The organism is Streptomyces sp. SS8 (genome assembly GCF_054072955.1).
Window position 1 is genome coordinate 142,947 of the sequence record NZ_JBSVCZ010000009.1, and the last position, 23,453, is coordinate 166,399.

A 23,453-nucleotide genomic window follows, 5' to 3' on the forward strand; every position below is an offset into this window, starting at 1 on the left:
AACGTGCTGTCAACCCATAGGGACAAAAGCCGAGGAACGTCGCATATGGCCACCGAATCCAGCAGCACTCCGACGACCCCGCCGCCCCGCGCCCAGTGGGGGACCCGCACGGGCTTCCTGCTGGCGGCGATCGGCTCGGCAATCGGGCTCGGCAACATCTGGCGCTTCCCCTCCGAGGCGTACAAGAACGGCGGCGGGGCGTTCCTGCTGCCCTACCTGATCGCCCTGCTGACGGCGGGCCTGCCGCTGCTGATCCTGGAGTACACGCTCGGCCGCCGCTACCGGAAGTCCCCGCCGGGCGCGTTCCGCAGGATGTCCGGCCCGGCGCAGGCGATCGGCTGGTGGCAGGTGGCGGTCTCCTTCGTCATCGCCGCCTACTACGCCGTGATCCTGGCCTGGGCCGTGCGGTACGTGGGCTTCTCGGTGGGCGAGCAGTGGGGCGACGACCCGAACGCGTACTTCTTCGGCGACTTCCTGCGCACCGCCGAGCAGCCCGGCTGGATCTCCTCCTACGTCGGCGGCGTGTTCTGGCCGCTGCTGGTCATCTGGATCGCGGTCCTGGCCGTCCTGGCCCTGGGGGTGCGGCGCGGTATCGAGATGGCCAACCGGATCTTCATCCCGCTGCTGGTGGTCTTCTTCGTCGTCCTGGTGATCCGCGCGGTCACCCTGGACGGAGCCGGGACGGGCCTGGACGCGCTGTTCTCGCCCGACTGGGGCGCGCTGGCCGAGGGCGGTGTCTGGGTCGCCGCCTACGGGCAGATCTTCTTCTCCCTCTCGGTCGGCTTCGGCATCATGATCACCTACGCCTCCTACCTGCGCCGCCGCGCCGACCTCACCGGCTCCGCGCTGGTCGCCGGGTTCGCCAACAGCTCCTTCGAACTCCTGGCGGGCATCGGGGTGTTCGCCACTCTCGGCTTTCTCTCCGCCGCCAGCGGCACACCGGTGGGGGAGACCGTCACCGACGGCATCGGCCTGGCGTTCATCGCCTTCCCGACGATCATCTCCAACATGCCGCTGGGCACCCTGTTCGGCCTGCTGTTCTTCGGCTCCCTGGCGATCGCCGGCTTCACCTCGCTGCTCTCCATCGTGGAGGTGGTGGTCGCCTCGGTGCAGGACAAGACCGGCATCGGGCGCGTCCCGGCCGTGCTCGGCGCCGGCGGCCTGACGGCCCTGGTGTCCGTCCTGCTCTTCCCCACCGACAGCGGGCTGTACCTGCTGGACTCCGCCGACCACTTCGTCAACCGCTACGGCATCGCCCTGGCCTCCCTGGTCGCGGTGATCGTCATCGCCTGGGTGCTGCGCAGGCTGCCGGTGCTCCAGCGGGACGCGGACGCCACCTCGGCCATCCGGCTGGGCGTGTGGTGGCGGCTGGCGCTGGGGGTCGTCACCCCGCTGGTGCTGGGCTGGATGATGGTGGACAGCCTGCGCGCGGAGTTCGACGAGAACTACGGGGGGTACCCCTCCGGCTTCCTGTTCTGGTCCGGGTGGGCGGTCGCCCTGGGCGCGCTGGCCTTCGGCGTCCTGGCCTCTTTGCTCCCCTGGCCGCGCGGCACGGAGCCGGCGGGTACGGAGCCCTCGGGGTCGGCCGGCCCCGAGGAGACGCGACCGGGCACGCCCGGGGAAGGGAGGCACTGATGTCGGCGGGCGCCGTCGTGATGATGATCGTCGCCATGGTCGTGATGTGGGGAGGGCTGCTCGCGGCCATTCTCAAGCTCCGCGGCCACACCGAGGAGTACTGACGCCCCCGGGCGGCCGGAGCCCCGGCCCGGAGAGGGACCGGGCGCGCCTCCCGGCAGGTGGGAGGAGACGCGCCCGGCCGGCCGGATCCGCCCGGCGGCGCGGGGAGGGGCGCCGGGCGGCCGCGGCGGCCGGACGGCGTCAGGCCAGGCCGTAGCGCCCGGCCGCCTCGCGCACCGTCTCCCGCTTGACCTCGCCGCGCCGGGCCAGCCGGTCCAGGGCCGCCACCGCGACCGACTCGGCGTCCACCCCGAAGTGGCGGCGGGCCGCCTCGCGGGTGTCCGACAGGCCGAAGCCGTCGGTGCCCAGCGAGGACCAGTCCTGCTCCACCCACGGGGCGATCTGGTCCGGCACCGCCCGCATCCAGTCGCTGACCGCGAGGACCGGGCCGGGCGCGCCGCACAGCGCGCGGGTGACGTACGGGACGCGGTCCTCGCCGTTGAGCTGCGCCGCGTCGCAGGACAGGGCATCGCGGCGCAGCTCGCTCCAGGAGGTGGCGGACCACACGTCGGCGGTCACGCCCCAGTCGTCGGCGAGGAGGCGCTGGGCGTCCAGCGCCCAGTGGATGGCGGTTCCCGAGGCCAGCAGCTGGATCCGGGGCGCGCCGGGGGAGGAGGGGGCACCCTCGCGGAAGCGGTACAGCCCCTTGAGGATGCCCTCCTCCACGCCCTCGGGCATGGGCGGCTGGACCTTCGGCTCGTTGTAGACGGTCAGGTAGTAGAAGACGTCCTCCGGCTTCGGCCCGTACATCCGGCGCAGGCCGTCGCGCACGATCACCGCGATCTCGTAGGCGAACGCCGGGTCGTAGTTGAGCGAGGCCGGGTTGGTGGCCGCGATCAGGTGGGAGTGGCCGTCGGCGTGCTGCAGGCCCTCGCCGGTGAGCGTGGTGCGGCCGGCGGTGGCGCCGACGACGAAGCCGCGGCCGAGCTGGTCGGCGAGCTGCCAGAACTGGTCGCCGGTGCGCTGCCAGCCGAACATCGAGTAGAAGATGTAGAACGGGATCATCGGCTCGCCGTGCGTGGCGTACGAGGTGGCGGCGGCGATGAAGTCGGCCATGGCGCCGGCCTCGGTGATCCCCTCGTTGAGGATCTGCCCGTCGGCCGCCTCCTTGTAGTACATCAGCTGGTCGCGGTCGACCGGCTCGTACGTCTGCCCCTTGGGCGAGTAGATGCCGGCCGAGGGGAACAGCGACTCCATGCCGAAGGTGCGGGCCTCGTCGGGGACGATCGGCACCCAGCGCCTGCCGGTCTCCTTGTCCCGCATCAGGTCCTTGACCAGGCGTACGAACGCCATGGTGGTGGCCATCTCCTGCTTGCCGGACCCTTTCCGCAGGGCCTGGAAGGCCCGGTCGCCGGGCTCGGGCAGGGCGGGCACCGGGTGGGTGCGGCGGGCCGGGGCGGGACCGCCGAGGGCGGCGCGGCGCTCGGCGAGGTAGCGCACCTCGGGGGAGTCGGGGCCGGGGTGGCCGTAGGGCACCGGGCCCTCGCCGAGCGCGCTGTCGGGGATGGGCAGGCCGAGCAGGTCGCGCATGTCCCTGAACTCGTCGGCCGTCAGCTTCTTCATCTGGTGGTTGGCGTTCTTGGACGCGAAGCCCCGGCCGAGGGTGTGGCCCTTGACGGTCTGCGCCAGGATCACCGTCGGCGCGCCCTCGTGGGCGAGCGCGGCCCGGTAGGCGGCGTACACCTTGCGGGGCTCGTGGCCGCCGCGCGAGGTGTGGAAGCACTCGGTGATCCTCGCGTCGGTCAGCACCTTCGCCATCTCGGCCAGCGCAGGGTCGGCGCCGAAGAAGTGCTCGCGGATGTAGGCGGCGTCGCGGGTGGCGTAGGTCTGGAACTGGGCGTCGGGCACCTCGCGCAGCCGCCTGACCAGGGCGCCGGTGGTGTCCAGGGCGAGCAGGTCGTCCCAGGCCGACCCCCACAGCGACTTGACGACGTGCCAGCCGGCGGCGCGGAACTGGGCCTCCAGCTCCTGCACGATCTTGAAATTGGCGCGGACCGGGCCGTCCAGGCGCTGGAGGTTGCAGTTCACCACGAAGGTGAGGTTGTCCAGCCCCTCGCGCGCGGCGAGGGCGAGGGCGGCGGTCGACTCCGGCTCGTCCATCTCGCCGTCGCCGAGGAAGGCCCACACACGGCTGCCGGAGGTGTCCTTGATGCCGCGGCCGGCCAGATAGCGGTTGAAGCGTGCCTGGTAGATCGCCGAGAGCGGGCCCAGGCCCATGGAGACGGTCGGGAACTCCCACAGCCAGGGCAGCCGGCGCGGGTGCGGGTAGGAGGGCAGCCCGCCGCCGCCGGCCTCCCGGCGGAAGTTGTCCAGCTGCGCCTCGGTCAGCCGTCCGTCGAGGAAGGCGCGGGCGTAGATGCCGGGGGAGGCGTGGCCCTGGATGTAGAGCTGGTCGCCGGAGCCGGGCGCCTCGGGGGAGTCCTTGCCGCGGAAGAAGTGGTTGAAGCCGGTCTCGTAGAGCCAGGCGGCGGAGGCGAAGGTGGCTATGTGGCCGCCGACGCCGAAGCGGGAGCCGCGGGTGACCATGGCGGCGGCGTTCCAGCGGTTCCAGGCGGCGATCCGCCGCTCCATGTCCTCGTCGCCGGGGAAGGCGGGCTCGGCGGCGGTGGGGACGGTGTTGACGTAGTCCGTCTCCGGCAGCGCGGGGAGGCCGAGTCCGGTGCGGCCGGCGTGCTCCAGGGTGCGCCGCATCAGGTACGCCGCCCGGTGCGGACCGGCCTCGCGGGCGACGGCGTCCAGGGACGCGGCCCACTCGGCGGTCTCCTCGGGGTCGCGGTCGACGAGCTGGTCGAGCTCGCTGGGGGTGCGTTCGGCGTCGGTCATGGTGTGGCCGCCTTCCGGACAGGACGGGACATGGGGTGGGGGGTGTCACACCCACTGCCGGACTGTACGCCCACGATCGATGATCGATCAAAGGGTTGGAGCCGAAAAAGCGCCGGGAGAACGAAATTGGCATTCAGTGCCGCGAATCAGGCACGGGGTGCACACCCCAGGACGTGCTCCTTGACCAGCTCGCCGATGCGCGGATCCCGCCTGCGGAACGCCTCCACGACCGCCTCGTGTTCCTCGGCGTAGGACTGCTGCCGGGTGCCCAGCCAGCGGATGGCGAGCGTGGTCCACACCCCGATGCCCAGCGACTCCCAGGTGTGCAGCAGCACGCTGTTCCCGGACGCGCGCACCAGCTCGCGGTGGAAGGCGACCGTGTGCCGCACCTGCGCCTCGCCGTCCCCGGCCCGGTCGGCCTCGTACAGCCGCGCCACATGCTCCTCCAGCGCCGAGGTGTCCCCCGCCAGGCGGTCGGCGGCCAGCTCGGCGGCGATCTGCTCCAGCCCGGCCCGCACCGGGTAGATCTCCTCCAGATCGGCCGCCGTCAGGTTCCGCACCCGCACGCCCTTGTTCGGCGCCGACTCGATCAGCCGCAGCGCCTCCAGCTCGCGCAGCGCCTCGCGCACGGGCGTCTGGCTGACCTCCAGCTCCACGGCGATCCGCCGCTCCACGATGCGCTCGCCCGGCTTCCAGCGCCCGCGGACGATGCCCTCCACGATGTGCTCGCGGATCTGCTCGCGCAGGGAGTGGACGACGGGCGGGGCCATGGGCGCTCCTTGTCTGCCTTCTTCGAGGGGGAGGACAACGACGATACGGCCCCGCCCGCACGGCGGCGCCCCCGCACCGGAACGGATCCGGTGCGGGGGCGCCGATGCCCGGGAGCGGTCAGAGACCCAGCTCGCCCTCGAACTCGCCGGCCTCCAGACGGGCCTTGACGTCCGTCAGGTAGCGGGCGGCGTCCGCGCCGTCGACCAGCTGGTGGTCGTAGGACAGGGTCAGGTAGACCATGTCCCGGACGGCGATGGTCTCGCCCAGCTCCGGGTGGTCCACCACGACCGGGCGGCGCACGGTGGCGCCGATGCCCAGCTCGGCCACCTGCGGGTAGTTCACGATGATCGTGTCGAACAGCGCACCGCGCGAGCCGGTGTTGCTGATCGTGAACGTGCCGCCGGACATGTCGTCCGGGCTGAGCTTGCCGGTGCGGACCCTGCCCGCCAGCTCCGCGGTCTTCTTGGCGATGCCGGCCAGGCTCAGGTCGCCCGCGCCCTTGATGACCGGGACCATCAGGCCCTTCTCCGAGTCCACCGCGATGCCGATGTTCTCGACGTCGTGGTAGGTCACGGTCCCGTCGTCGTTGATCTTGGCGTTGATCGACGGGTGGGCCTTCAGGGCCTCGGCGGCGGCCTTGACGAAGAACGGCATCGGGGAGAGCTTGACGCCCTCGCGGGCCAGGAAGTCCTCCTTGGCCCGGGCCCGCAGCCGCATGATCCGCGTGACGTCCACCTCGACCACGGTGGACAGCTGCGCCTGGTTGTGCAGCGCCTTCATCATGTTCTCGGCGATGACCTTGCGGATGCGGGTCATCGGCACCGTCTGACCGCGCAGCGGCGAAGGCTCGGCCTTGGCCGGGCCGCGGCCCGCCGGTGCGGCGGCCGGCGCCTGGGCGGCCTGTGCCCTGGCCGCCTCGGCCGCGGCCACGACGTCCTGCTTGCGGATACGGCCGCCGACGCCGGTGCCCTTGACGGTGGACAGGTCGACGCCGTTCTCGGCGGCGAGCTTGCGCACCAGCGGGGTCACATAGGCGCCCTCGCCACCGGCCGGGGCCGCCGGCGCCGGTGCCTGGGCGGGCGCGGGAGCGGGCTGCGCCGGAGCGGGCTCGGGCCGGGCCTGCGGCTGCGCGGGTGCGGCCTGCGGCTCGGGCTTCGGCTCGGGAGCCGGGGCGGGCGCCGGAGCCGGGGCCTCGGCCTGCGGCTCGGGCTTCGGCTCGGGCTGGGCCTGCGGCTCCGGCTGCGCCGGGGCGGGGGCCTGGGCCGGAGCGGCACCGGCGGCGCCGATCACGGCCAGCTTCGCGCCGACCTCCGCCGTCTCGTCCTCGCCCACCACGATCTCCAGCAGGGTGCCGGAGGCGGGGGCCGGGATCTCGGTGTCGACCTTGTCGGTCGACACCTCCAGCAGCGGCTCGTCGGCCTCGACCTCCTCGCCGACCGACTTCAGCCAGCGGGTGACGGTGCCCTCGGTGACGGACTCGCCGAGCGCCGGCAGCACCACATCGGTGCCCTCCGCCGCACCGCCGGACGGGGCCGCCTGCTGCGGAGCCTGGGCCTGGGCGGGCTCGGGCTCCGCCTGGGGCTCGGGCCGGGCCTGCGGCTGCGCGGGTGCGGCCTGCGGCTCGGGCTTCGGCTCGGGAGCCGGGGCCTCGGCCTGGGCGGGGGCCTCGGCCGGAGCGCCGCTGCCGTCGTCGATCACGGCCAGCTCGGCGCCGACCTCGACCGTCTCGTCCTCGGCGACCCTGATGGAGGACAGGGTGCCGGAGGCGGGGGAGGGGATCTCGGTGTCGACCTTGTCGGTCGACACCTCCAGCAGGGGTTCGTCGGCCTCGACGTGTTCACCCTCGGCCTTCAGCCAGCGGGTGACGGTGCCCTCGGTGACGCTCTCGCCGAGCGCCGGCAGGGTTACGGAAACCGCCATGGTTTCGGTTGCTCCTAACGAAAAGTGCGAATGGCGTGGTGCTCTCGCGCCCGGGAGGATCAGTCGTGGGAGTGCAGCGGCTTGCCGGCCAGGGCCAGGTGGGCCTCGCCGAGGGCCTCGTTCTGCGTCGGGTGCGCGTGGACGAGCTGCGCGACCTCGGCGGGCAGAGCCTCCCAGTTGTAGATGAGCTGGGCCTCGCCGACCTGCTCGCCCATCCGGTCACCGACCATGTGGACGCCGACCACGGCACCGTCGCGGACCTGGACGAGCTTGATCTCGCCCTGCGTCTTGAGGATCTTGCTCTTGCCGTTGCCGCCGAGGTTGTACTTCAGCGTCACGACCTTGTCCGCGCCGTGGATCTCCTTGGCCTTGGCCTCGGTCAGACCGACGGAGGCGACCTCCGGGTGGCTGTAGGTCACGCGCGGCACGCCGTCGTAGTCGATCGGCACGACGTCCATGCCGGCCAGCCGCTCGGCAACCAGGATGCCCTCGGCGAAGCCGACGTGGGCGAGCTGGAGGGTCGGGATGAGGTCGCCGACGGCCGAGACGGTGGGCACGTTGGTGCGGCAGTACTCGTCCACCAGGACGTAGCCGCGGTCCATGTTCACCCCGGCCTCCTCGTAGCCCAGCCCCTGCGAGACCGGACCGCGGCCGATGGCGACGAGCAGCAGCTCGGCCTCGTACTCCTTGCCGTTGGCCAGGGAGACCTTCACGCCGTTGTCGGTGTACTCCGCCTTCTCGAAGAAGGAGCCGAGCGAGAACTTGATGCCGCGCTTGCGGAAGGCGCGCTCCAGCAGCTTGGAGCTGTTCTCGTCCTCGGCCGGCACCAGATGGGGCAGGCCCTCGACGATGGTGACGTCGGTGCCGAAGGACTTCCACGCGGAGGCGAACTCGCAGCCGATGACGCCGCCGCCCAGGATGACGACGGACTGCGGCACGCGGTCCAGCTTCAGCGCGTGGTCGGAGTTGATGATCCGGTTGCCGTCGATCTCCAGACCCGGGATCGACTTGGGCACCGAGCCGGTGGCCAGCAGGACGTGCCGGCCCTCGTAGCGCTGCCCGTTCACGTCCACCGAGGTCGGGGAGGAGAGGCGGCCCTCGCCCTCCACGTAGGTGATCTTGCGGGAGGCGATCAGCCCCTGCAGGCCCTTGTACAGGCCCGAGATCACGCCGTCCTTGTACTTGTGGACGGCCGGCATGTCGATGCCCTCGAAGGTGGCCTTGACGCCGAAGCCGGCGCTCTCGCGCGCGGAGTCGGCCACCTCGCCGGCGTGCAGCAGGGCCTTCGTCGGGATGCAGCCGTAGTGCAGACAGGTACCGCCGACCTTGTCCTTCTCGATCAGGGCGACGTCCAGACCCAGCTGCGAAGCCCGCAGGGCAGCGGCATAACCGCCGCTACCGCCTCCGAGGATCACTAGGTCGAAAACGGTGCTGGCGTCGTTCGCCACGTCACGTCCTCCATGCATGGGTACGCCGGAGCCGGTCCGTCGGAGACCGGGCGGCTGTATGTTCGGCCGCTTCTTGCTCGGCCCTGTGGGTTGAGCGGGCCCTGTCCTGCCGAGACAACATCTTTGCACTTGTCGGCGGAGAGTGGGACGCCGGGCCGGTGTCCCAGCCCCTCATACCCAGATGAACAGGAGGATTGCGAGCGGGTACGCGTGTCTACCGGACGGTAGGCCGGCCGGGATCGCTCACAGCGAACGCGCCGGGACGGGAGCGGGCCGGAGCCGGACGCGACGCGCGCCGGGGCCCCGGAGGCGGAAAGCCCCCCGGGGCCCCGGCGGTGCGGCCCTCACAGGGGCCGCCGGACGACCGTCAGAGAACGTCCCCCGCCGCGGCGCGCTCGGCGAGGCGGACCAGGGTGCGCACCGCGCATCCGGTGCCGCCCTTGGGGGTGTAGCCGAAGGGGCCGGCGTCGTTGAAGGCCGGACCGGCGATGTCCAGGTGCGCCCAGGCGGTGCCCTCGGCGACGAACTCCTTCAGGAACAGGCCGGCCACCAGGCCGCCGCCCATCCGCTCGCCCATGTTGGCGATGTCGGCGATCGGCGAGTCCATGCCCTTGCGCAGATGACCGGGCAGCGGCATCGGCCACGAGGGCTCGCCCGCCTCGGTCGCGCTGTCGTGGACGGCCGTGCGGAAGGCGTCGTCGTTGGCCATCACGCCGAACGTGCGGCTGCCCAGCGCCAGCATCATCGCGCCGGTCAGGGTCGCCACGTCCACCACCGCGTCCGGCTTCTCCTCGCAGGCCCGGGTCAGGGCGTCGGCCAGCACCAGGCGGCCCTCGGCGTCGGTGTTGAGCACCTCGACCGTCTTGCCGCTGTACATGGTCAGCACGTCGCCCGGCCGGGTCGCGGTGCCCGAGGGCATGTTCTCCGCCAGCGCCAGCCAGCCGGTGACGTTCACCCGCAGGCCCAGGCGGGCGGCGGCGACCACGGCGGCGAAGACGGCGGCGGCGCCGCTCATGTCGCACTTCATGGTCTCGTTGTGGCCGGCCGGCTTGAGCGAGATGCCGCCCGAGTCGTAGGTGATGCCCTTGCCGACCAGGGCCAGGGTCTTCTTCGCCTTGGAGTGGGTGTAGGACAGGCGCACCAGGCGCGGCGGGTTCGCCGAGCCCTGCCCGACGCCCAGGATGCCGCCGTAACCGCCCTTGGCCAGCGCCTTCTCGTCCAGCACCTCCACCGTCAGCCCGTGCTCCTTGGCCGCGCTCTGCACGGCGGCGGCGAAGGACTTCGGGAACAGGTCGTTGGAGGGGGTGTTGATCAGGTCGCGGGCGCGGTTGACCTCCGCGGCCAGCACCTCGGCCCGCTCGGCGGCGGCCTTGTGCGCCTTGTCGCGGGACCTGGCGCCGAGCACGGTGACCTCGGCGAGCGGGGCGCTCCTGTCGCCGTCCCCGCCCTTGCCGTCCTTGCCCTTCTTCCCCTTGGCGGCGCCCTTGCCGCCCTTGGCGTTCTTGTCCTCCTTGCCGCGGTACTCGGTGAAGGAGTAGGCGCCCAGCAGCGCGCCCTCGCAGACGGCGGCCAGGGACGCCTCGTCCCCGGCCGGCAGGGCGAAGCCGGCCTTCTTCCGGCCGGCCAGCGCGCGGGCGGCCGCACCGGCCGCGCGGCGCAGCGTCTCCGGCTCGTACGGTCCGTCCCCCTCCGGGGCGTCACCGAGCCCGACCGCCAGCACCAGGTCGGCCTTCACCCCGTCCGGGGCGGGCAGCTTGGTGACCTCCCCCTCGCCGCCCGACGCGCCGAGGGTCTCCAGGACGCCGGCCAGGGAGCCGCCGAACGCCTGGTCCAGGTTCTCGCCGCCCGGAGCGACCACGGGCCCGTCCGGGCCCTTGGCCACACCGACGACGACGGCGTCCGCGCGCAGCGTCGCGGCGGACGAGGAACTGAGAGTGAGAGCAGACACAGTGGTGGGAATCCCTCTTCCGATGGGCAAGCCGAGTGGATGTGCACGGCTTCGGGCACGGGCCGAGCCTACGTCGCGGTCCGGAACGTCCCGCCGTCGGCTCCGGGCGGTGGTTTCCGTGCACCGCCCGGAACAGGCGGCGGGGTGTGACGGAAGCACGGACCGTCCCGCGGAATTCTCCGAGGGGGGTCAACCCAGCGCAAGCACCACCAGGCAGGCGGTCAGCGCGGTTTCGCCCACCGCGCCGAAGACGTCGCCGGTCACCCCGCCCAGCCGGCGACGGCAGCGGGCCAGCAGCAGATGCGCCGCGCCCAGCGCCACCACGACCGCCGCGGCGCACCGCAGGGCCCCGAACGGCCCCCACAGCGCCCCCGCGCCCGCCGCCGCCGAGACCACCGCCACACAGGTCAGGACGGCGGCCCGCGGCGGCACCGCACCGGCGACCGCCGCGCCCAGCCCGCCGGGGCGGGCCGCGGGAACGCCCTCGCGGGCGGTGAGCGTCAGCGCGGCGCGCGCGGCCACCGCGGAGACGGTCACCGCGACCGCGCCCCAGGCCCAGCCGGCGGTGTACGCCCCGGCCACCGCCGCGACCTGGGCGAGCAGCACCAGCAGCAGGGTGACCACCCCGAAGGGGCCGATGTCGGAGCGCTTCATCACCTCCAGCGCGCCCTCGGCGGGGCGGCCGCTGCCCAGGCCGTCGGCGACGTCCGCGAGCCCGTCCAGGTGCAGACCGCGCGTCAGCACGGCGGGCACCGCGACGGTGGCGACCGCCGCGAGCAGCGGTGAGGCGCCCAGCAGCAGCGCGACACCCCCGGCGGCGGCCGCGCACAGCCCGGCCACCAGACCCACCAGCGGGGCGCAGACCATGCCCGCGCGGGCCGCGGCCCGGTCCCAGCGGGCACCGGAGACCGGCAGCACGGTGAGCGTGCCGAAGGCGAAGCGCACTCCGTCCCGCACGCCGGCGGGCGGCGGGGCGGGCGGCGGATGCCGCGGCGGCGGGTCCTGCGGCGGCTGCGGGGCGGTGTCCACGGGCTCTCCTGCGTTCTGCCTGCGAGAGGCCGGCCGGGCTCGGCCGGCGTACGGGCTCAGGTGGCGGACCGGCTCAGGTGGCGTCGAGAGTCCGTACGGAGCCGGCCCGGTCCGCGTCCGGCTCCGCCGGCGCGGCGCCCTCCCGCCCCTGAGGCTCCTGGCGCACCGGCAGCTCCGCCGCCAGCGCGGCCGCGGCCCGGACCAGGGGGAGGGCGAGCAGTGCGCCGGCGCCCTCGCCCGCGGTGACGCCGTGGTCCAGCAGCGGGTCGAGCGCCATCCGGTCCAGCGCCTTGGCCTGTGCGGGCTCCCCGCTCGCCGACCCGGCCAGCCACCAGTCCGGCGCCCGGAACGCCACGCGCTGGGCGACCAGCGCGCACGCGGCGGAGACCACGCCGTCGAGGATCACGGGGGTGCGGCGCACGGCCGACTGGAGCAGGAAGCCGGTGATGGCGGTCAGGTCCGCCCCGCCGACGGCCGCCAGCAGCCTCAGCTGGTCCCCCAGGACGGGCCGGGCGCGGCGCAGCCCGTCGCGGATCGCCGCGCACTTGCGCATCCAGGCCAGGTCGTCGATGCGCCCGCCGCCGCGGCCGGTGACAACGGAGGCGTCGGTGCCGCACAGGGCGGCGACCAGCACCCCGGCCGCCGTGGTGCCGCCGACGGAGATGTCGCCCAGGACCACCAGATCGGTCCCGGCGTCGGCCTCCTCGTCGGCGACGGCCATCCCGGCCCGGAAGGCGCGCTCGGCCTCCTCGGCGGTCAGGGCGTCCTCGGTGTCCAGCCGCCCGCCGGAGCGCCGCACCCGGTGGCGGGTGACCTCCGCGGGCAGCTCGCCCGGGTCGCAGTCCAGCGACATGTCGACGATCCGCAGCGGCACGTCGAGGCGGCGCGCCAGCACCGCCGCCGGGCTCGTGCCGTCCAGGGCGGCGCGCACCAGGGCGTGCGCGCCCCCGGCGGGCCGGGCGGAGACGCCCAGCCGGGCCACCCCGTGGTCCCCGGCGAACAGCACGGCCTTCGGCCGCGAGACGGGCTCCACGGGGACGCGGCCCTGCGCCGCCGCCAGCCACTCGCCCAGCTCGTCCAGCCGCCCCAGCGCCCCGGCCGGCAGACCGGTCCGGGCGCGCCGCTCCTCGGCGTCCCGGCGGACACCGCTGTCGGGACGCTCGATGAGGTCGCCGAAGTCGTCGAGATTCAGACTGCCGTCGCTCATGGGGGCGACACTACCGCTCCCCGCACGGCCCCCGGCCGGCGCTCAGCCACGCAGCGGCAGGGCGGTGCCCGCCGTGACCAGCAGGACGTGTTCGCACTCGGCCGCCACCGCCGCGTTCAGCCGGCCCAGCTCGTCGCGGAAGCGGCGGCCGGCGGCGGTGGCGGGCACCACGCCCGAGCCGACCTCGTTGCTGACCGCCACCACCGTGCGGGAGGCGGCGCGGAAGGCCGCGACCAGGGCGCCGGTCCGCCCGGCCAGCGCGCGGGGGGCCTCGCCGCTTCTCCAGCGGTCGTCGTCCCAGGCGCCGGCGCGGTCCATCGCGTCGGTCAGCCACAGGGCCAGGCAGTCGACCAGCATCGGCGGGGCGCCCTCGGCGGTGAGCAGCGGCACCAGATCGCAGGTCTCGGCCGTGCGCCAGGAGGGCGGGCGGCGCTCCCGGTGGGCGGCCACCCGGTCCGCCCACTCCCGGTCGCCGTCCCGGGTGCCGCCCGTGGCGACGTACAGCACATCCGGGAAGGCCGCCAGCCGCCGCTCGGCCTCGGCGGACTTGCCCGAGCGCGCGCCGCCCAGGACCAGCGTGCGCCGGGGCAGATCGGGGACCGCCCGGTAGTCGCCGACCACCACCGTGGCGCCGTCCGGCTCGGTACGGGCCCCCGCGGCGGCCAGCCGCCGGTGCAGCTCCGGTCCGGGCGGCACGTCGTGGTCGATGTGGACGGCCAGCACGTCCGTGGTCGGCCCCACGGCCCCGGCCGCCCGCAGCCGGGCGAGCGCGTCGGGACGGCCCAGGACGTCCATCAGCACCAGGGCGTACGGCGCACGGGAGCCGTCGGACGGCGGGTCCGCGAGGCCGGCTCCCGGCGGCAGGTACAGCAGACGCTCGCCGTCGGGCCCGCCGATCTCGTACCCGGTCCCCGGCGCGTCCGGCGCCACCGCCCGCACCCGGTGGCCGCTGATCAGCGTCAGCCCCCGTCCGTCGGGCACCCGCACCGGCGCGGGCAGCCCGGCGGGGACCTCCGGGGCCGGCCCCTGGCGGGGCCCTTCGGGGGAGTGGGACAGCAGCACCTGCCGCACACCGTGCAGCGAACTGCCCGCGCGGGCGGCCGCCAGGGCGGGGCCGGGGGTCAGGTCGAGCAGCAGGACGCCGTCCACGAGCAGCGCGGTCGCCGCCCGCGCCTGGGCACGGGCGGCGGTGGCGCAGGCCGCGCAGGGGCAGCCGGGCCTGGGGAGGCCGGCGGGGGCGCCGGTACCGAGCAGAGTCAGTTCCACGGCACGATCGTCTCGCGCCCGCCGGGCCGCCGCGCGAGGGGGGCGGGGCCGGTCCGCGCGGATCGGCCGGGCAGGGCCTAATCTGCGGACAGCGGGACAGGATCCGTGAACGCGGCGTACGGCGGCAGCCGGCGCGGTACGGCACGGGGACGGGCCGCGGACAGGGTACGGACAAGGGACAGGGGAGGCGCACATGGCGTGGACGTGGCGGTTCGAGAAGGCCGACGGCACGGAGACGGAGCCGGCCGTCCGGCCGGAGGAGTTCTCCACCCAGGGGGACGCGGAGAGCTGGATCGGCGAGACCTGGAGGGAACTGCTGGAGGGCGGCGTCGAGCAGGTGAGGCTGCTGGAGGACGGCACCGAGATCTACGGGCCCATGAGCCTGAGCGCGGCCGAGGAGGCCTGAGGGCCCGGGAGCGGCGGAGCCGGCGGGGGCCGGCCCTTGCGCGGCCGGCCCCCGCCGGCCCGGGCGTGTGCGTTCGGGGCCCGTGGTCCCGGCGCCCGGGGCCGCCCTTACCGTCAGCGCTCGCCCAGGGTGACCGTGACGGTCCGCTCCCCGCCGTCGCGCCGGTGGACGACCTCGACCCTGTCGCCCGGCTCACGGGAGGCCAGCGCCTCCGCCAGCGCGGTGGTGTCCGGGATCTCCTCGCCGCCGAGCCCGGTGATCACGTCGCCCGCCCGGAGCCCGGCCTCGTCCGCCGCGCCGCCCTCCTCGGTCTCCACGATCGCGACCCCGGCGGGCCGGTAGTCCTCGCCCAGGACGGTGCGCACCGTCGCCTCGATCGCCGCCTCGTCGGAGTCGACCACCTCGCCGTGCTCGATCATCTGGTCGGCCAGGTGCCGGACGGTGTCGGAGGGGATGGCGAAACCCAGGCCCGGCGCCGCGCCGCCGTCCCCGTCCGGGGCGCGGGCGGCCAGGGTGGGCACGCCGATGACGCGGCCGGAGAGGTCGACCAGCGCACCGCCGCTGTTGCCCGGGTTGATGGGGGCCGAGGTCTGGATCAGGTCGCCGATGGTGACCTCGGCGCCGTCGCCGACGGCGCGGCCGGTGGCCGAGACGATCCCCTCGGTGACGCTGGAGGAGAGCCCCAGCGGGTTGCCCATGGCCAGCACGATCTGGCCGACGTCCACCTCACCGGACTCCCCGAAGGTCGCCGGACGCAGGTTGCGGGGCGGATCGGTGAGCCTCACCACCGCCAGGTCCTCCTCCGGATAGCTGGCGACCAGCTCCGCGTCCAGCTCGTCCCGCCCGGTGGCCATGGTGATCCGGAAACGTTCGGCGTCCCCCACCACATGGGCGTTGGTGACGATGTGGCCCTCGCCGTCGTAGACCACGCCCGAGCCCAGCCCCTCCCCGGTGGTGATCTGGACGACGGACGGCAGGACCTGGTCCACCACCTCCTGGAAGGACTCCTGCAGGTCGCCCGCCGCGGTCGGCACGGGGACGGTGGCGCTGGGGGAGGGCGAGGCGCCGGGGGTGCCGGAGGAGTCCGAGCCGGTGCAGCCGGCGAACAGCACGGCGGCCGTGCACAGGGCGGCGGCGCCCGCGCGGCGCCCGCCGCGCGATGGGGAACGGGTCATGGGAACGAACGCCCCCTTGCTGGTCTTCCGCGGGTCCTCCACTGGTCCGCGCGGCCGGCACGACCGGACCGCGGGGTGCCCGGGTCCCCACGGGGGAGCGGCCGGAAACGCGGCGCGTGCGGGGACCGCCGGCCGCGCGGGGCCGGGACGCTCAGCCGCGTGCGGCGCACAGGTGCAGCAGTGCCGCCACCGCGCGGTACGGATCGGTGCGCCCGGCCCGCTCCTCGGCGGCCAGCAGCCGCTCACCGGCCTCGCCGCCGGGCAGGGGGCGGTCCTCACCGGTGAAGACCCGCACCCCGTACCACCGGTGCACCGGGGTGCTCATCCCGGCCAGGGTGGCGGTCAGCGCCTCGCGGCGCAGTGCGCGCTCGGCCGGGCCGGGCGGGACGAGGCGGGCCAGGGCGCCGGCCCAGTCGCCGGCCAGCCCCGGCCGCATGGCCGCCGCCTCGGTGTTGGGCACCAGCAGCGACAGCAGCCCGCCGGGGGCCAGCACCCGGCCCAGCCCGGCCAGCAGCGGGCCCGCCTCGTCGCCGGGGGCCAGCACCCCGTGGCAGAGCACCACGTCGAAGGAGCCGGGCAGGAAGTGCGCGCCGGTGCTGCGGCTGTCGCCCGGGACGACGCGCATCCGCTCCCGTATGCCCGCCGGCTCCCCTTCGAGGCTCCGGCGCACGGCGTCCGCCAGGGCGGGGTCGGACTCCAGCCCGGTCACCTCGTGCCCGGCGCGGGCCAGCGCCAGGGCCTGCAGCCCGTGGCGCAGCGCCACGTCCAGGACGCGCAGCCGCCGCCCCACTGGGAAGCGCGAGGTGATCTGCTCCTCCAGCTGCCGGGCGACCAGCGCCTGCCCCACGGCGTCGTCGTGGGGCAGAGCGTCGCGCGGTGCGTCCGCGTGGTCCTCGTCGTGTCGTACGGCCGTGTCCATCGATGGGTCCGCCGTTGGTCCGTCGCTGCTCCGCCGGGACAGGGGCTCCACTTCGCGCACCGTCAGCGGCGCGGGGCCTCGCCGCGGGCGATCTGCGGCTTGGGCAGCCGCATACGGCGCATCTGGAGGGTGCGCATCAGCGCGTAGGCCACCGCACCCCGCCGGTTCTCGTCGGGGAAGCGCTCGGCCAGGGCCTTCTTCAGCCGGAAGCCGGTGAGGAAGGAGTCGACGACGATCATCACGATGACGCCCAGCCACAGCAGCAGGGAGGCGTTCTTCACCTGCATCGACGGCACCATGCTCAGGATCAGGATGACCACGGCCAGCGGCAGGAAGAACTCCGCGACGTGCCACTTGGCGTCGACGAAGTCGCGGGCGTAGCGCCGCACCGGGCCGCGGTCGCGGGCCGGCAGATAGCGCTCGTCGCCGCCGGCCAGGGCCTCGCGCTGCCGCGCCAGCTCGGCGCGGCGGGCCTCGCGGGCGCGGCGGGCGGCCTCCTTGCGGTCGGCCGGCGGCTTGGCCACGGCACGGCGCAGCGCCTCGGCCTCGCTGCGCTTGGGCGTGGGGCGGCCCTTGGGGGCCTGCGGGTCACGGCGCTGCTTGGTCAGCTCCGCGCTCTCCCGGGGGGACGCGGTCTGCTCATCACGAGAACGGCTTCGGAACACAGTGCCAAGAGTACGGGGCGACCAGGTGTGACCCCCACCCCCACGGGGAACGATCCGGCAACGGCGGGTCGCCGTACCCCCTGCTACTTCCTGGGCGGGAGAGACACCGTTCGCCGATCGTCCTGGAGGAGGAGCACTTCCGGGTCCGAACAGTGCGGTAATGGAAGCAGGGCCCGTAGGGTGGGACCTGTCGGTGTGCGAGGTTCAGTCCGTCTTCGAAGGGGGCGCGCGAAGCCCATGAGCGGTGTCATGAAGCGTATGGGGATGATCTTCCGCGCGAAGGCCAACAAGGCCCTGGACCGGGCCGAGGATCCGCGCGAGACGCTCGACTACTCGTACCAGAAGCAGCTCGAACTGCTGCAGAAGGTGCGCCGCGGGGTCGCCGACGTGGCGACCTCCCGCAAGCGGCTGGAACTCCAGCTCAATCAGCTCCAGGGCCAGTCCTCCAAGCTGGAGGACCAGGGCCGCAAGGCACTCGCCCTCGGCCGCGAGGACCTGGCGCGCGAGGCGCTCTCCCGCCGCGCCGCCCTCCAGCAGCAGGTGACCGATCTGGAGCAGCAGCACCAGACGCTCCAGGGCGAGGAGGAGAAGCTCACCCTCGCCGCCCAGCGCCTCCAGGCCAAGGTGGACGCCTTCCGCACCAAGAAGGAGACCATCAAGGCCACCTACACCGCCGCCCAGGCCCAGACCCGCATCGGCGAGGCCTTCTCCGGCATCTCCGAGGAGATGGGCGACGTCGGCCTGGCGGTGCAGCGGGCCGAGGACAAGACCGCGCAGCTCCAGGCCCGGGCCGGGGCCATCGACGAGCTGCTCGCCTCCGGTGCCCTGGACGACTCCAGCGGGCTGGCCAAGGACGACATCGCGGCCGAGCTGGACCGCATCTCCGGCGGCTCCGACGTGGAGCTGGAGCTCCAGCGCATGAAGGCCGAGCTGGCCGGCGGCACCGGCGGCGACCGGCAGGCCATCGAGGGCGGGCAGGACCAGGCCGCGCAGCAGCAGTCCCAGCAGGCGCCGCGGTCCCAGGACGCCCCCCGCTTCGACAAGCAGTAGCAGCAGCGGCGCGCCGGGGAGGCATCACCCCCGGCGCGCCGGGCACCCGTCCTCCGGGAAGCCCGGAAGGAGATCGCCGTGATCGTACGGATCATGGGGGAGGGGCAGGTCAGGCTGGACGACAGCCATCTGCCCGGCCTGAACGCACTGGACGACGAGCTGCTCCACGAGATGGAGCACGGTGACGAGGCGGGCTTCCGCCGCACCCTCAACGCCCTGCTGGACGCCGTTCGCTCGCTGGGCGCGCCCCTGCCGGACGATGCCCTGGAGCCCTCGGACCTGATCCTGCCCCAGCCCGGCGCCACGCTGGAAGAGGTGCGCGCCATGCTGGGCGAGAACGGGCTGTTCCCCGCCGACGCACCCGCCTGAGGAGCCGGGAGCCGCCCGCACCGGCGGGCGGGCGTCACGGGAAGGCGGCGGAGGGGATGTACGGCGACGGCGGCCGCATCCCGCGCAGCCCCACCCAGCCCGCGGTGTCCGGCTCCAGCCCGGCGGCCAGTCCGACGTCCAGCGCCCACTGCTGCTCGGCGGTCAGACCCTCGATCCGCACCCGGCCGCCCTCGCCCGCAGCCCCCAGGGCGGCGGTCAGCAGCCGGGTGGCCAGCCGCCGCGAGGTCGCGCCCAGCAGCTCCACCCGGATCTCGGAGCCGGCGCCCCCGGGACCCCCGGGGGCGCCGGAGAGGTAGCAGTAGCCGCTGCCGGCGAAGTCGTCGGTGACCAGCAGCCCGGCATGGCGCGGCAGCTCCTCGTGGTCCGGCCCGCGGGCGCCGCCGCGCAGCCGGCGGTCCACCGAGTCCATCAGGTCGCGGTCCTTGGGGCCGCCCGCGGCCACCGCGCCGTCGGGAGCGGGGAGCGAGGCGGTCGAGACCGTCCCCGTCAGCCGGGTGGCCGGGTGCAGTTCCAGACCCGCCCGGCGGCAGACGCGGGCCGCGACCGGGTGCGGCGGCACCAGGGCGATCCCGCGCAGGCAGCCGCGGCCGTACTCCAGCGCACGCCCCATCAGGGCCCCGCCCACGCCCCGGCCCCGCGCCTCGGGCAGCACCGCGAGCAGCGACAGCCCCCAGGTGCCCTCCCGGCGGGCGGACAGCACGACCCCGACGGGGCGTCCGGCGGCGTCCTCCGCCAGCCAGCAGCCGCCGGGGTCGGTGCGGGCCAGATGGCGGGCGTGGTACGGGCGGCGGACGGCCGCCGCGGGCAGCGGCGCGCGGCCGGGCGGCGGGTCGCGGGGGGACGGCGGGGCCAGGAGGGCGGCGTCCGCGACGAACCGCACGGCCCGGGCGTCGTCCTCACGGTCGCGTACCGGGCGCAGCAGCATGACGGCCATCCTGGCCGACCGCGCCGCGCCCGGTCACGCGCCTCGCACGTCTCACGCGCCTCGCACGGGCTTGCCGGGGCTCGGGGCGGGGTCCGGGGCGGGGCTCACGGCAGGGCGAGCATCCGCTCCAGGGCCAGCTTGGCGAACTTCTCGGTCTCCGGGTCGACCTGGATGCGGTTGACGACCTTGCCGTCGGCCAGCGACTCCAGGGCCCACACCAGATGAGGCAGGTCGATCCGGTTCATGGTCGAGCAGAAGCAGACCGTCCGGTCCAGGAAGACGACCTCCTTGCCCTCGGGGGCGAAGCGGTTCGCCAGCCGGCGCACCAGGTTCAGCTCGGTGCCGATCGCCCACTTGGAGCCGGCCGGGGCCGCTTCCAGGGTCTTGATGATGTACTCGGTGGAGCCCACGTGATCGGCCGCCGCGACGACCTCGTGACGGCACTCGGGGTGCACCAGGACATTGATGCCGGGGACGCGCTCGCGCACGTCGTTCACCGATTCCAGCGTGAAGCGCCCGTGCACCGAGCAGTGGCCGCGCCACAGGATCATCTTCGCCGCCCGCAGCTCCTCGGCGGTCAGGCCGCCGCCCGGCTTGTGCGGGTTGTAGACGACGCAGTCCTCCAGGGACATCCCCATGTCCCGCACGGCGGTGTTGCGGCCCAGGTGCTGGTCGGGCAGGAACAGCACCTTCTCCCCCTGCCCGAAGGCCCAGTCCAGTGCCCGCCTGGCGTTGGAGGAGGTGCAGATGGTGCCGCCGTGCCGTCCGGTGAAGGCCTTGATGTCGGCCGAGGAGTTCATGTACGAGACCGGAACGGTGGTGCCGGCGACGCCCGCCTCGGTCAGCACGTCCCAGCACTCGGCGACCTGCTCGGCGGTGGCCATGTCCGCCATCGAGCACCCCGCGGCCAGGTCGGGCAGGACGACCTGCTGCCGGTCGGAGGTGAGGATGTCGGCGGACTCGGCCATGAAGTGCACGCCGCAGAAGACGATGTACTCCGCTTCCGGTCGGGCGGCTGCGTCCCGGGCGAGCTTGAAGGAGTCGCCGGTGACGTCGGCGAACTGGATGACCTCGTCGCGCTGGTAGTGGTGGCCGAGCACGAAGACCCTCTCGCCCAGCCGCTCCTTCGCCGCGCGGGCGCGCTCGATCAGGCCGGGGTCCGACGGGGAGGGCAGGTCGCCGGGGCACTCCACTCCGCGCTCGCTCCTCGGGTCGGCGTCGCGGCCGAGGAGGAGCAGGGCCAGCGGGGTCGGCTGGACGTCCAGGGCGCCCCCGGGGGTGGCGGGGGCGGAAGGCGGGGCGGTGTTCACGGCACGCACCCTTTCATCGGCTCAGCGGGTCTTTTCGTCGGATTGACGTTATCTATCATAACCTCTTCACGTCATATTGACGATGCTGATCGCGTCAGTGTGACGCAATCCCCGCCCGCACGCGCGGGAGTGACCGCCGGGCGCCGGGTGTGCGAGCATGAAAGACGCAAGACGCGCCCGGCCTGGAATGAAACCGGGAAGCCGCCTGTTGAGCAGGCGGCAGAGCAGTCCGTACAACCCGGGAGAGAAGCAGATGTCCGTATCGGACGAGACCGCTGTGACGACTGACGGAATCATCCTGTCCGACGCCGCCGCGGCGAAGGTCAAGAGCCTGCTCGAACAGGAGGGCCGCGAGGACCTGGCCCTGCGCGTCGCCGTTCAGCCCGGCGGCTGCTCCGGCCTGCGGTACCAGCTCTTCTTCGACGAGCGGTCGCTGGACGGCGACGTCGTCAAGGAGTTCGACGGTGTCCGCGTCGTGACCGACCGGATGAGCGCCCCGTACCTGGGCGGCGCCTCCATCGACTTCGTCGACACCATCGAGAAGCAGGGCTTCACCATCGACAACCCGAACGCCACGGGCTCCTGCGCCTGCGGCGACTCCTTCAGCTGAGCCGCTTCGGCCGAGCCGCTCCAGCCGGTCCGGGCAGCCCGCCCGGTACCGGCGCGCACGACACACCGAAGGCGGCGGCCCCGACCGGGGCCGCCGCCTTCGGCATGCCGCCGCGGCACGCCGCGCACCGCGCCTCACACGCCGCACCGGGGAGTGGGAGGGCGCGGACCCGGCCCGCGCCCCCTCACTCCTCCGGAGCGCCCTCGGGCAGCCGCTCGCCCTTTCCGTCCACGATGTCGCGGTCGCCGACCGGCTCGTCGAGCTCCACCTCCACGGTCATGTCCTTGGCGACCATCACACAGGCCCTGCCCGGCTCCCGGGGCTCGCCGGTGATCCGCACCGTCACCTTCCCGGCGCTCTCCTCGGCGCTCGCGCGGTACTCGTCGCACACCCCGCCCCAGAAGTGGACCGTGAGCCTGCGGTCCCCGGGCCCGTACTCCTCGACGTAGGTGGCGGTCTCGACCCGCTCCCCGGGACGCGGGCCCGGAGCGCCCGGCGCGGACGTGGACTCGTCCCCGTCCCCGGCGGAGGGCGGCGCCAGGAACTCCGGCTCCACCGCCGGGTGGGTCACCGTGTGCGTCCCCCCGCCCTCCGGAGCCACCTCGAACAGCCATGAGGGAACGAGCAGTTCGCGGCCCCGCGAGGAGTACGGCGCCAGCCCGAACTCCGCCCCCGTCACCTTCACCGGTTCACCGTCCACGGCCGGGCCGCAGGGCTCGGGACCGCCCGCGCCCCCCGGCCGCTCCGGATCGCCGTCGGCGGGCGGGACGTCTCCCGGCTCCCCGGCCCCCGGACCGGCCTTCCCCGGCTCCGGCTCCGGCACGTCCTTCCGCGGCGGCCCGGAGCACTTCAGACCCAGATCCACCCGGCCGCCACGCTCGTTGAGCGCGGCCAGGGCCTCCCCGGCGTCCATGACCGGGTACTCGGCGCCCCCGCCGGCCTTCTCCAGCCCGACCGCCCGTCCGTTCCCGCTCGCCGGCGCGCCCCCGTGGGCGACACCGATCTCGGTCGTCCAGCCGTGGACGGGCAGCCCGTCCTGCCGGGGCTCGACGCGGACGATCCGCAGCCCGCCCCGCTCCTGCCCGGCGTCCACCTCGGCGCCCTCCAGCCCGAGGGCCTCCACGACGGGCCGGGCCGCCTCCTTCGCCTCCTTCTCGGAGATCTCCCCGGCCTTCAGCGGCACCGCGCCGGTGAACGACCAGGCGCCCGAGGCGGCGTCCACGGTGAGGCTCCTGTCCTCGCCGCCGACCGTCCAGGATCCGTCCTTCCCGCGGACCTCGCCGGGCACCTCCAGGGCCTTCGCCAGCTCGGCCACCTCCTCCTCGCCGACCTTCCCGGCGGGCCGGTACACCGGGGCCGAGGCCGGGCCGTCGGGCAGCGGGCCGGACGCCTTGTAGACCGGGCCGCCCGGGGCCGGCTCGCCGGGCGCGACGCCGCGCTCCGGCGAGGCGGCGCGGGCCTGCCCGTAGCCGTCCAGGACCAGCGGCGCGGGCCTGTCCCGGCCGCCCTGCCCGGCCGCGTCCGAGGCCCCGCCGCTCCCGGCGGTCGAGGCCCAGTACGCGCCGCCGCCTCCGGCCAGCAGGACGGCGAGGGCCACCGAGACGGTCGTCAGCCCGCGTCGCCGGGTTCGGGTGGGTTCCGGGGTGTGGTCGGCGCTCACCGCATCGCTCCTTCGGTTCCGTGCACCGCGCGTCCGCGTGTCGCGCGTCCTCGGTGCCTGTCTTCCCAGCCGTGCGCCGATGGGACGGGAGCGGGCCGCGGACGGTTCCACCGGTGCGCGTACGCAGCGGGAGCAGCGGGCTCCGGGCGGGAGGGAGGAGGCGAGGAAGTAGCGTGGTGTGTCCGCAGTCCCGC

The 23,453-nt window shown here is 74.5% G+C and carries 20 protein-coding genes; 6 read left to right on the top strand and 14 right to left on the bottom strand.

Going from position 1 to position 23,453, the window contains the following annotated elements:
- Positions 1-45 precede the first annotated feature (45 nt).
- Entirely contained in the window at positions 46-1,635 is a 1,590-nt protein-coding gene (locus ACW69E_RS11635; protein WP_457498097.1) for a sodium-dependent transporter, read from the top strand.
- On the top strand, positions 1,635-1,739 hold the full coding sequence (locus ACW69E_RS11640) for a methionine/alanine import family NSS transporter small subunit (RefSeq protein WP_457498098.1): 105 nt from the start codon (positions 1,635-1,637) through the stop codon (positions 1,737-1,739). The genes ACW69E_RS11635 and ACW69E_RS11640 overlap by 1 nt, the downstream gene beginning before the upstream one ends.
- Before the next feature lie 139 nt (positions 1,740-1,878).
- On the opposite strand, the gene aceE is transcribed toward ACW69E_RS11640, so the two are convergent.
- The 8 genes from aceE to ACW69E_RS11680 form a co-directional block, all read right to left on the bottom strand.
- The gene (aceE, locus tag ACW69E_RS11645) at positions 1,879-4,560 is read right to left on the bottom strand and encodes a pyruvate dehydrogenase (acetyl-transferring), homodimeric type (protein WP_457498099.1); all 2,682 of its coding nucleotides are present in this window, start codon (positions 4,558-4,560) and stop codon (positions 1,879-1,881) included.
- Positions 4,561-4,706: 146 nt separating this feature from the next.
- Complete coding sequence (locus ACW69E_RS11650; protein WP_457498100.1) at positions 4,707-5,330, bottom strand: GntR family transcriptional regulator; 624 nt, start codon at positions 5,328-5,330, stop codon at positions 4,707-4,709.
- A 118-nt stretch (positions 5,331-5,448) separates the two neighbouring features.
- Positions 5,449-7,251 carry a 2-oxoglutarate dehydrogenase, E2 component, dihydrolipoamide succinyltransferase gene (gene sucB, locus ACW69E_RS11655; RefSeq protein WP_457498101.1) on the bottom strand — a complete coding sequence of 601 codons (1,803 nt, stop codon included), beginning with the start codon at positions 7,249-7,251 and terminating at the stop codon, positions 5,449-5,451.
- 59 nt (positions 7,252-7,310) lie between these two features.
- Positions 7,311-8,699 (bottom strand): dihydrolipoyl dehydrogenase, encoded by a 1,389-nt coding sequence (lpdA, locus tag ACW69E_RS11660; RefSeq protein ID WP_457498102.1) that lies wholly within the window; start codon positions 8,697-8,699, stop codon positions 7,311-7,313.
- Positions 8,700-9,066: 367 nt separating this feature from the next.
- Positions 9,067-10,647: a leucyl aminopeptidase gene (locus ACW69E_RS11665; RefSeq protein WP_457498103.1), complete on the bottom strand. Its 1,581-nt coding sequence runs from the start codon at positions 10,645-10,647 to the stop codon at positions 9,067-9,069.
- A gap of 189 nt (positions 10,648-10,836) precedes the next feature.
- Entirely contained in the window at positions 10,837-11,676 is an 840-nt protein-coding gene (locus ACW69E_RS11670; protein ID WP_457498104.1) for an adenosylcobinamide-GDP ribazoletransferase, read from the bottom strand.
- 73 nt (positions 11,677-11,749) lie between these two features.
- Positions 11,750-12,883 (bottom strand): nicotinate-nucleotide--dimethylbenzimidazole phosphoribosyltransferase, encoded by a 1,134-nt coding sequence (locus ACW69E_RS11675; protein WP_457498105.1) that lies wholly within the window; start codon positions 12,881-12,883, stop codon positions 11,750-11,752.
- Positions 12,884-12,925: 42 nt separating this feature from the next.
- Complete coding sequence (locus ACW69E_RS11680) at positions 12,926-14,149, bottom strand: bifunctional adenosylcobinamide kinase/adenosylcobinamide-phosphate guanylyltransferase (protein ID WP_457498106.1); 1,224 nt, start codon at positions 14,147-14,149, stop codon at positions 12,926-12,928.
- Positions 14,150-14,342: 193 nt separating this feature from the next.
- On the opposite strand from ACW69E_RS11680, the gene ACW69E_RS11685 reads away from it, so the two are divergent.
- Entirely contained in the window at positions 14,343-14,555 is a 213-nt protein-coding gene (locus ACW69E_RS11685) for a hypothetical protein (protein WP_093848475.1), read from the top strand.
- A 113-nt stretch (positions 14,556-14,668) separates the two neighbouring features.
- Here the strand turns inward: ACW69E_RS11685 and ACW69E_RS11690 are convergent, their stop codons facing one another.
- The 3 genes from ACW69E_RS11690 to ACW69E_RS11700 form a co-directional block, all read right to left on the bottom strand.
- Positions 14,669-15,730 carry a S1C family serine protease gene (locus ACW69E_RS11690; RefSeq protein ID WP_457498107.1) on the bottom strand — a complete coding sequence of 354 codons (1,062 nt, stop codon included), beginning with the start codon at positions 15,728-15,730 and terminating at the stop codon, positions 14,669-14,671.
- A 151-nt stretch (positions 15,731-15,881) separates the two neighbouring features.
- Complete coding sequence (locus ACW69E_RS11695) at positions 15,882-16,649, bottom strand: class I SAM-dependent methyltransferase (protein ID WP_457498108.1); 768 nt, start codon at positions 16,647-16,649, stop codon at positions 15,882-15,884.
- Positions 16,650-16,711: 62 nt separating this feature from the next.
- Positions 16,712-17,314 carry a DUF3043 domain-containing protein gene (locus tag ACW69E_RS11700; RefSeq protein ID WP_457498109.1) on the bottom strand — a complete coding sequence of 201 codons (603 nt, stop codon included), beginning with the start codon at positions 17,312-17,314 and terminating at the stop codon, positions 16,712-16,714.
- A 237-nt stretch (positions 17,315-17,551) separates the two neighbouring features.
- On the opposite strand from ACW69E_RS11700, the gene ACW69E_RS11705 reads away from it, so the two are divergent.
- On the top strand, positions 17,552-18,364 hold the full coding sequence (locus ACW69E_RS11705) for a PspA/IM30 family protein (RefSeq protein WP_457498110.1): 813 nt from the start codon (positions 17,552-17,554) through the stop codon (positions 18,362-18,364).
- 78 nt (positions 18,365-18,442) lie between these two features.
- Positions 18,443-18,733 (top strand): PspA-associated protein PspAA, encoded by a 291-nt coding sequence (pspAA, locus tag ACW69E_RS11710; RefSeq protein WP_457498111.1) that lies wholly within the window; start codon positions 18,443-18,445, stop codon positions 18,731-18,733.
- A 34-nt stretch (positions 18,734-18,767) separates the two neighbouring features.
- Here pspAA and ACW69E_RS11715 read toward each other — a convergent pair whose 3' ends face one another.
- Both ACW69E_RS11715 and nadA read right to left on the bottom strand, forming a co-directional pair.
- The gene (locus tag ACW69E_RS11715; protein ID WP_457498112.1) at positions 18,768-19,679 is read right to left on the bottom strand and encodes a GNAT family N-acetyltransferase; all 912 of its coding nucleotides are present in this window, start codon (positions 19,677-19,679) and stop codon (positions 18,768-18,770) included.
- Positions 19,680-19,783: 104 nt separating this feature from the next.
- Positions 19,784-20,998, bottom strand: coding sequence for a quinolinate synthase NadA (gene nadA, locus ACW69E_RS11720; RefSeq protein WP_457498113.1), 1,215 nt, complete (start codon positions 20,996-20,998; stop codon positions 19,784-19,786).
- A 244-nt stretch (positions 20,999-21,242) separates the two neighbouring features.
- Between nadA and erpA the strand changes: the two genes are divergently transcribed.
- Entirely contained in the window at positions 21,243-21,599 is a 357-nt protein-coding gene (gene erpA, locus ACW69E_RS11725) for an iron-sulfur cluster insertion protein ErpA (protein WP_093655108.1), read from the top strand.
- Positions 21,600-21,783: 184 nt separating this feature from the next.
- Here erpA and ACW69E_RS11730 read toward each other — a convergent pair whose 3' ends face one another.
- Positions 21,784-23,259 (bottom strand): hypothetical protein, encoded by a 1,476-nt coding sequence (locus ACW69E_RS11730; protein WP_457498114.1) that lies wholly within the window; start codon positions 23,257-23,259, stop codon positions 21,784-21,786.
- Positions 23,260-23,453: the final 194 nt, after the last annotated feature.

Excerpts from the sequence above, each read along its gene's own strand:
- ACW69E_RS11635 (WP_457498097.1), top strand. The coding sequence starts at position 46 with ATGGCCACCGAATCCAGCAGCACTCCGACGACCCCGCCGCCCCGCGCC.
- ACW69E_RS11640 (WP_457498098.1), top strand. The coding sequence starts at position 1,635 with ATGTCGGCGGGCGCCGTCGTGATGATGATCGTCGCCATGGTCGTGATG.
- aceE (WP_457498099.1), bottom strand. The coding sequence starts at position 4,560 with ATGACCGACGCCGAACGCACCCCCAGCGAGCTCGACCAGCTCGTCGAC.
- ACW69E_RS11650 (WP_457498100.1), bottom strand. The coding sequence starts at position 5,330 with ATGGCCCCGCCCGTCGTCCACTCCCTGCGCGAGCAGATCCGCGAGCAC.
- sucB (WP_457498101.1), bottom strand. The coding sequence starts at position 7,251 with ATGGCGGTTTCCGTAACCCTGCCGGCGCTCGGCGAGAGCGTCACCGAG.
- ACW69E_RS11675 (WP_457498105.1), bottom strand. The coding sequence starts at position 12,883 with ATGAGCGACGGCAGTCTGAATCTCGACGACTTCGGCGACCTCATCGAG.
- ACW69E_RS11685 (WP_093848475.1), top strand. The coding sequence starts at position 14,343 with ATGGCGTGGACGTGGCGGTTCGAGAAGGCCGACGGCACGGAGACGGAG.
- ACW69E_RS11690 (WP_457498107.1), bottom strand. The coding sequence starts at position 15,730 with ATGACCCGTTCCCCATCGCGCGGCGGGCGCCGCGCGGGCGCCGCCGCC.
- ACW69E_RS11695 (WP_457498108.1), bottom strand. The coding sequence starts at position 16,649 with ATGGACACGGCCGTACGACACGACGAGGACCACGCGGACGCACCGCGC.
- ACW69E_RS11705 (WP_457498110.1), top strand. The coding sequence starts at position 17,552 with ATGAGCGGTGTCATGAAGCGTATGGGGATGATCTTCCGCGCGAAGGCC.
- ACW69E_RS11715 (WP_457498112.1), bottom strand. The coding sequence starts at position 19,679 with ATGCTGCTGCGCCCGGTACGCGACCGTGAGGACGACGCCCGGGCCGTG.
- erpA (WP_093655108.1), top strand. The coding sequence starts at position 21,243 with ATGTCCGTATCGGACGAGACCGCTGTGACGACTGACGGAATCATCCTG.